Origin of the sequence: Ideonella azotifigens (genome assembly GCF_006519715.1) — a bacterium.
Lineage (GTDB): Bacteria > Pseudomonadota > Gammaproteobacteria > Burkholderiales > Burkholderiaceae_C > Ideonella > Ideonella azotifigens.
The window spans coordinates 1-7,261 of sequence record NZ_VIDT01000253.1; the positions used below are offsets into that span (position 1 = coordinate 1).

A 7,261-nucleotide genomic window follows, 5' to 3' on the forward strand; every position below is an offset into this window, starting at 1 on the left:
GCTTCAGGCCCAGGTCGGTTTCCAGCTGGCGCATCTGCATGGACACCGCCGACTGCGTCATCGCCAGCGACTCGGCCGCGCGCGAAAAGCTGCCGCCGCTGGCAATGGCTTCGAACAGGTGCAGGTGGCGCAGGTTGAAGGTCTTCATGTCCAGATGAAAAGACGGTTGGGGGTTTCCCGGCATGTCGACGGTCGGATCGAGCAGTTTTGCGCGGGCTAACCCCGAGAAACAGGCCCAGGCGAGGGCCGGAGCGCTGCAGCATCAGTATTGCCTGAACTTCACCATCAAGCTTCATCAATTGATGCTGAAGGACTTGGCTTCTAACCTTCGGCTCATTCCCGCTCAAGCCCTCACGCACACACCGCCATGGCCCCCACGCCGATCAAGCCCTTCCCCCGCTGGGACGACACCCGCGCCGCCACGCTGGACGAACCCGGCCTGCTGCTCTACCGCTCCAACCTGCTGGGCTCGGACCTGCGCATCACCAACTACGGCGGTGGCAACACCTCGGCCAAGCTCACCCAGCCGGACCCGCTCACCGGCCAGCCAGTCGAGGTGCTGTGGGTCAAGGGCTCGGGCGGCGACGTGGGCTCTATGAAGCTGGACGGCTTCTCCACCCTCTACATGGACAAGCTGCGCGCGCTCAGCAGCCTGTACCGCGGCCTGGAACACGAAGACGAGATGGTGGGCTACCTGCCGCACTGCACCTTCAACCTGAACAGCCGCGCCGCGTCCATCGACACGCCCCTGCACTCGCTGCTGCCCTACGCACACGTGGACCACATGCACCCGGACGCGGTCATCGCCATCGCGGCCATGGCCAACTCCGAGGCGCTGACCAAACAGGTCTTCGAAGGCACCGTCGGCTGGCTGCCCTGGCTGCGGCCCGGCTACGAGCTGGGCCGGCGCCTGGCGGAATACGACGCCCAGCACCCGGGCCTGCGAGGCATCGTGCTGGCCGGCCACGGGCTGTTCAGCTGGGGCGACACGTCCAAGGCCTGCTACGAGAACACCGTGGACCTGATCCAGCGCGCCCAGGGCTGGCTGGCCCGCGAGCGCTCGGCTCGCCAGGCCCAGGCCTTTGGCGGCGTGCAGTTCAGCGCGCTGCCCGAGGACCAGCGCAACCAGGCCCTGGCACGGCTGCTGCCGGTGCTGCGCGGCCTCAGCGCCGAGGGGGCTCCGAAGCTGCTGCACCTGAACACCTCGCCCGAGGTGCTGGAGTTCGTCAACTCGGTGGACCTGGCGCCGCTAGCCGCGCTGGGCACCTCCTGCCCAGACCACTTCCTGCGCACCAAGATCCGCCCGCTGGTCGTGCCCGAAGCCGTCTACACGCTGCAGGGCGACGCGCTGCGCGACCGCCTGGGCGAACTGCTGGCCGACTACCGCGCCGACTACGCCGCCTACTACGAACGCTGCAAGCGCCCCAGCAGCCCGCCACTGCGCGACCCGAATCCGGTCGTGATCCTGCTGCCGCGCATCGGCATGGTGACGATTGCCAAGGACAAGGCCACCGCCCGCATTGCCGGCGAGTTCTACGTCAACGCCATCAACGTGATGCGCGAAGCCAATGCGGTGGACCGCTACGTCGGCCTGCCCGAGCAGGAGGCCTTCGACATCGAGTACTGGCTGCTCGAGGAGGCCAAGCTGCAGCGCATGCCCAAACCGAAACCGCTGGTCGGCAAGGTGGTGCTGGTGACCGGCGGCGCCGGCGGCATTGGCCAGGCAATCGCCCGGCGCATGTTGACCGAGGGCGCCTGCGTGGTACTGGCCGACATCGACCAGGAAGCGCTGGACGAGGTGGAGGCCTCGCTGGCCAAGGGCTTCGGCCGGGACGCCGTGCGCGGCCTGCGCTGCGACGTGACCGACGAAGCCAGCGTGATCGCCGCACTGGACCGCACCGCGCTGGAATTCGGCGGCGTGGACATCCTCGTCAGCAATGCCGGCATCGCCTCGGCCGCGCCGATTGAGGACACCACGCTGGCGCTGTGGAAGCGCAACCAGGACATCCTGGCCACCGGCTACTTCCTGGTCGGCCGCGAAGCCTTCCGGCAGATGAAGGCGCAAGGCACAGGCGGCTGCATGATCATCATCGCCAGCAAAAACGGCATGGTGGCCAGCAACCAGGCCAGCGCCTACTGCGCCGCCAAGGCCGCCGAGATCCAGCTCAGCCGCAGCTTCGCGCTGGAAGGCGCGCCACTGGGCATCCGCTCCAACGTGGTGAACCCGGACGCCGTGATCCGCGGCTCCAAGATATGGACCGGCAAATGGAGCGAGGAACGCGCTGCGGCCAACAAGATCAGCGAGTCCGACCTGGAAGCCTTCTACCGCGACCGGTCCATGCTCAAGCGCAGCGTCTACCCGGAGGACATTGCCGAGGCGGCTTATTTCTTCGCCGCCGAGCACCTGTCGGCCAAGAGCACCGGCAACATCCTGAACGTTGATGCCGGCAATCTCGCTGCATTCACCCGGTAGACCCCCCCGAGGCGGCAAGCCGCCTCCCCCCAGGGGGCGCCACCAGCGGCCTGGCAGAGCCAGTTCCGCGGCGGCTGCTGGATTTGAACCTGCGCTTCGCGCGGTTCCTGGAAGGAGACACAAGACATGAAGACGATTGATCCATCGCTGATTGCGGCGCAGAACGACAAGCTGGCGCGGCATGTGCACCACGACTACGAGCACCTGGGCGAGCAGTTGGCGCGGCGGAACATTGACATCGAGACGGTGCGGGCGCGGGTCGCCGCGTTTGGCGTCGCCATTCCGAGCTGGGGCGTCGGCACGGGCGGCACGCGCTTCGCGCGCTTTCCGGGCCAGGGCGAACCGCGGCATGTGTTCGACAAGCTGCAGGACTGCGCCGTCATCCAGCAGCTGGGCCGGGCCACGCCCACCGTCTCGCTGCACATTCCCTGGGACCGCTGCAGCGACTGGAGCGAGCTGCGCCAGGCGGCCGAGGCCGGCGGGCTGGCCTTCGACGCGATGAACTCCAACACCTTCTCGGACCAGCCCGGCCAGCCGCTGAGCTACAAGTTCGGCAGCCTCACGCATGTGGACGCGGCAGTGCGAGAGCAGGCCGTGGCCCACAACCTCGAATGCATAGCGATCGGCCGCAAGCTGGGCTCCAAGGCCCTCACCGTGTGGATTGGCGACGGCAGCAATTTCCCCGGCCAGCAGCATTTCCGCCGTGCGTTTGACCGCTACCTGGACAGCACGCGCCAGATCTACGCCGGGCTGCCGGGCGACTGGCGCATGTTCCTGGAGCACAAGATCTGCGAGCCGGCCTTCTACGCCACCGTCATCCAGGACTGGGGCTCTAGCTTCCTGGCGGCCAGTGCACTCGGCCCGCAGGCGCAGTGCCTGGTGGACCTGGGCCACCACGCGCCCAACGTCAACATCGAGCTGATCGTGGCCCGGCTCATTGCCGCCGGCAAGTTGGCCGGTTTCCACTTCAACGACAGCAAGTACGGCGACGACGACCTGGACGCCGGCAGCGTCTCGCCCTACCGGCTGTTCCTGGTCTTCAACGAGCTGATCGCCGCCGAACACGAGCAGGCCACCGGCTTCGACCCGGCCTACATGCTGGACCAGAGCCACAACGTGACCGACCCCATCGAGAGCCTGATCAGCAGCGCCGCGCAAGTGCAGCGCACCTGCGCCCAAGCCCTGCTGGTCGACCGCGCAGCACTCGACGCGGCCCAGCACGCCAACGACGCGCTCACCGCCACCGGCCTGCTGCAAAAGGCCTTCCAGACCGACGTGACGCCGCTGCTGCAGCGCGTGCGCCTGGACGCCGGGGGCGCGATCGACCCCATCGCCACTTACCGCGCCAGCGGTTACCGTCAGCGCGTGGCCGAGGAGCGGCCAGCGGTGAAGGGTGGCAGCGGCGGGATCGTCTAGGTCCGTTCGGGCTGAGCCTGTCGAAGCCCCCTTTCATTGGGACTGAGCCCCTTCCCCGTTCAGGCTGAGCTTGTCGAAGCCCCCTTCGACAAGCTCAGGACGAACGGTTCAGGAACCAACCCTTCGACAGGCTCAGGGCGAACGGAATACGAGACAAACCAAGACACCGAAGACACCAGAAAAGCCGCCCAACTTTGCGGCCCGTCCCCACCGGCCGATTCTTCATCCAAGGCCGGACACCACAGAAGAGAAAGCAGGAGACAAGACATGGAGATTCAATTCAAGCTCGCCGCGGTAGCGCTGTCCGCATTCCTCACGGCCCCGGCCTTCGCGGTCGACAAGATCGCGCTGGTCGTCAAGTCCATGGGCATCGGCTTCTTCGACGCGGCCCACCAGGGCGCGCTGGAAGCCGCCAAGGAGCTGAAGGACGTGGAAATCATCTACACCGGCCCGGCCAAGCCCACGGCCGAGGGCCAGATCGAGATCATCAACTCGCTGATCAACCAGAACGTCAAAGCCATCATCATCTCGGCCAACGACCCGGACGCGCTGGTGCCCGTCACCAAGAAGGCGATGCAGCGCGGCATCAAGGTCATCTCGTTCGACTCCGGCATCCGCAAGGACGGCCGGCTGATGCACCTGGCGCCGTCCAACAACGCGCTGATCGGCGAGAAGCTGGTCAAGATGGCCGAGCAGGTCACCGGCAGCGGCGGCGGCGAGATCGCCGTGCTGTCCGCCACCGCGCAGGCCACGAACCAGAACGTCTGGATCGCCGAGATGAAAAAGGTGCTGGCCCAGCCCTCGCATGCCAAGCTGAAGCTGGTCAACGTCGTCTATGGCGACGACCAGACCGACAAGAGCTACCGCGAGGCCCAAGGCCTGTTCAAGAGCTACCCCAATCTGAAGGCCATCGTCGCGCCCACCACCGTGGGCGTGGCCGCCGCAGGCAAGGCGGTGCAGGACGAGAAGAAGGTCGGCCAGGTGTTCGTCACCGGCCTGGGCCTGCCTTCGGAAATGGCCGGCCATGTGCACAGCGGCGCGGTCAAGTCCTTCGCCATCTGGAACCCGATCGACCTGGGCTATGCCAGCGTGCAGATCGCCGAGGCGCTGGTCAAGGGCGCCAAGGCCGAGCCGGGCGCCAAGCTGAGCATGGGCCGCGTGGGCACCGCCACGCTGGACAAGGACAACGAAGCCGCGATGGCCGAGCCCTTCACCTACGACGCCAGCAACGTGGACAGCTTCGCGAAGATTTTCTGATTCCTTCCTCCGTTCTCCCTGAGCCCGTCGAAAGGTTCCCGAACCGTTAGCCTTGAGCCGACCTCCCCGTTCGGGCTGAGCCTGTCGAAGCCCCCCTTCGACAAGCTCAGGGCGAACGGAGGGGTAGTCAGCCCGAACGGATGGTGGGACCACGCGCCTGGAACACTCGACCACCCGAATTCCGTTCGGGCTGAGCCTGTCGAAGCCCCCTTCGACAAGCTCAGGGCGAACGGGGGGCGCACGCTCAGCTGCTACGGAACACAGCATTTCTCATGAACGCATCTCCTCCCCTGCTATCGCTGCGGGGCCTTCACAAGCGCTTCGGGCCCACGCACGCGCTGCGCGGCGTGGACCTGGAACTGGTGCCCGGCCAGGCACTGGCCTTGATCGGCGAAAACGGCGCCGGCAAGTCCACGCTGGTCAAGCTGCTCACCGGCGTGTACGCCCCGGATGAGGGCCAGATCCTGCTGGACGGCCAGCCGCTGCGCTTTGCCAATGCCCAGGCCGCGCAGGCGGCCGGCATCGTCGCAGTGCACCAGGAAACGGTGATGTTCGACGAGCTGAGTGCGGCCGAGAACATCTTCATCGGCCGCCAGCCGATGAAAGGCCCGCGCGGTTTCCGCGTCATCGACTGGGCGCGCATGAACCGCGAGGCCCAGCAGGCGCTGGACCAGGTGGGCGCCGGCTTTGCGGCCACCACGCCGGTGCGCCAGCTCAGCCTGGCGCAGCGCCACTTGATCGAGATCGCCCGTGCGCTGTCGCAGCAGGCCCGCGTGGTGATCCTGGACGAACCGACCGCTGCGCTTTCGCAGGCAGAGATCCGCGACTTCTACGGCATCGTGCAAGGCCTTAAAAGCCGCGGCGTCGCCGTCCTTTTCATCACCCACAAGTTCGACGAAATCTTCGCCGTGTGTGACCGCTACGTGGTGCTGAGGGACGGCGCCTCGGTCGGCACCGGCGCGATGGACAAGGCCAACGAGCAGCAACTGGTTGCGCTGATGGCCGGCCGCAAGATCGAGGACATCTACCCGCACGTGCCGGACCAGCGCGGCGAGGTGCTGCTGCAGGTGCGCGGCCTGTCCCACCCCACCGAGTTCGACGGGCTGGACTTCGAGCTGCATCGCGGCGAGATCCTGGGCTTTTACGGCCTGGTCGGCGCCGGCCGCAGCGAGGCGATGCTGGCCTTGATGGGCCTGAACCCGGGTGTCACCGGCAACGTCAAGCTGGACGGCGAGACGCTGAAGATCAACGAGCCGGCTGATGCGATCTGCGCCGGCCTGGCCTATGTGCCCGAAGAGCGCCAGCGCCAGGGCGGCATTCTGCCGTTTTCGGTGATGCACAACATCAGCCTGGCCGCACTCGCCGGCCCGCGTGCAGCCAGCAACGAGCGGCTCTCGCGTGGCCCGTGGCTCTCGCATGCGCGGGAAAACGGCCTGGCCGCCCGCATGATCGAGCGGCTGCGCATCAAGTGCGCCGGCGCGGAAACGCCGCTGTCCGGCCTCTCGGGCGGCAACCAGCAGAAGGTGGTCATCGCCAAGTGGCTGGGGCTGAACCCGCGCATCGTGATCCTGGACGAGCCGACCAAGGGCATTGACGTGGGCGCCAAGCAGGCCGTCTACCAGCTGATTGCCGAGATGGTCGCGCAAGGCCTGGCGGTCATCCTGGTGTCCTCCGAGCTGCCCGAGGTGATGCACCTGGCGCACCGCACCATCGTCATGCGCCGCGGCCTGCAGGTGGCCGAATTCACACGCGGCGAGGCAGACGCCGAAGCCATCGTCGCGGCTGCCTCCGGGCTGGACGGCGGCCACGCGCCGCGCCATGCGCTGCCCGCCAGCGTCCACGCCGGCAAGGCCTACACCCCGGAGCTGGCCGCATGAAGCACACCGCCGCTTTCATTTCCCGTCGCGACGGCGTGCTGCTCGCCATCATCGCGGTCGTCGCCATCGCGGTCGGCCTGCGCGCGCCCGTGTTCCTCACGCTGCGCAACGCGCTGGACATTGCCAACGACTCGGCCATCCTCGCCATTCTGGTGATGGGCCAGATGCTGGTGCTGCTCACTCGCGGCGTGGACCTGTCCGCCGCGTCCAACCTGGCGCTCACCGGCATGCTGTGCGC

Annotated in this window: 5 protein-coding genes and 1 pseudogene; 5 read left to right on the forward strand and 1 reads right to left on the reverse strand. The window is 67.2% G+C overall.

Annotated elements, in window-relative coordinates; translation table 11 throughout:
* A partial coding sequence (locus FKP22_RS15825) for a helix-turn-helix domain-containing protein (RefSeq protein ID WP_310733340.1) occupies positions 1-184 on the reverse strand: 184 nt, incomplete at its 3' end.
* Positions 185-367: 183 nt separating this feature from the next.
* On the opposite strand from FKP22_RS15825, the gene FKP22_RS15830 reads away from it, so the two are divergent.
* The 5 genes and pseudogenes from FKP22_RS15830 to FKP22_RS15850 form a co-directional block, all read left to right on the forward strand.
* On the forward strand, positions 368-2,473 hold the full coding sequence (locus FKP22_RS15830) for a bifunctional rhamnulose-1-phosphate aldolase/short-chain dehydrogenase (protein WP_141288430.1): 2,106 nt from the start codon (positions 368-370) through the stop codon (positions 2,471-2,473).
* Positions 2,474-2,599: 126 nt separating this feature from the next.
* The gene (gene rhaI, locus FKP22_RS15835) at positions 2,600-3,889 is read left to right on the forward strand and encodes an L-rhamnose catabolism isomerase (protein WP_141288431.1); all 1,290 of its coding nucleotides are present in this window, start codon (positions 2,600-2,602) and stop codon (positions 3,887-3,889) included.
* Positions 3,890-4,156: 267 nt separating this feature from the next.
* Positions 4,157-5,146, forward strand: a complete 990-nt coding sequence (gene rhaS / locus FKP22_RS15840; RefSeq protein WP_141288432.1) for a rhamnose ABC transporter substrate-binding protein — start codon at positions 4,157-4,159, stop codon at positions 5,144-5,146.
* A gap of 272 nt (positions 5,147-5,418) precedes the next feature.
* Complete coding sequence (locus FKP22_RS15845) at positions 5,419-7,023, forward strand: sugar ABC transporter ATP-binding protein (RefSeq protein ID WP_141288433.1); 1,605 nt, start codon at positions 5,419-5,421, stop codon at positions 7,021-7,023.
* A pseudogene (locus FKP22_RS15850) lies at positions 7,020-7,261 on the forward strand (hypothetical protein); the annotation flags it as partial. The gene FKP22_RS15845 and the pseudogene FKP22_RS15850, both read left to right, overlap by 4 nt.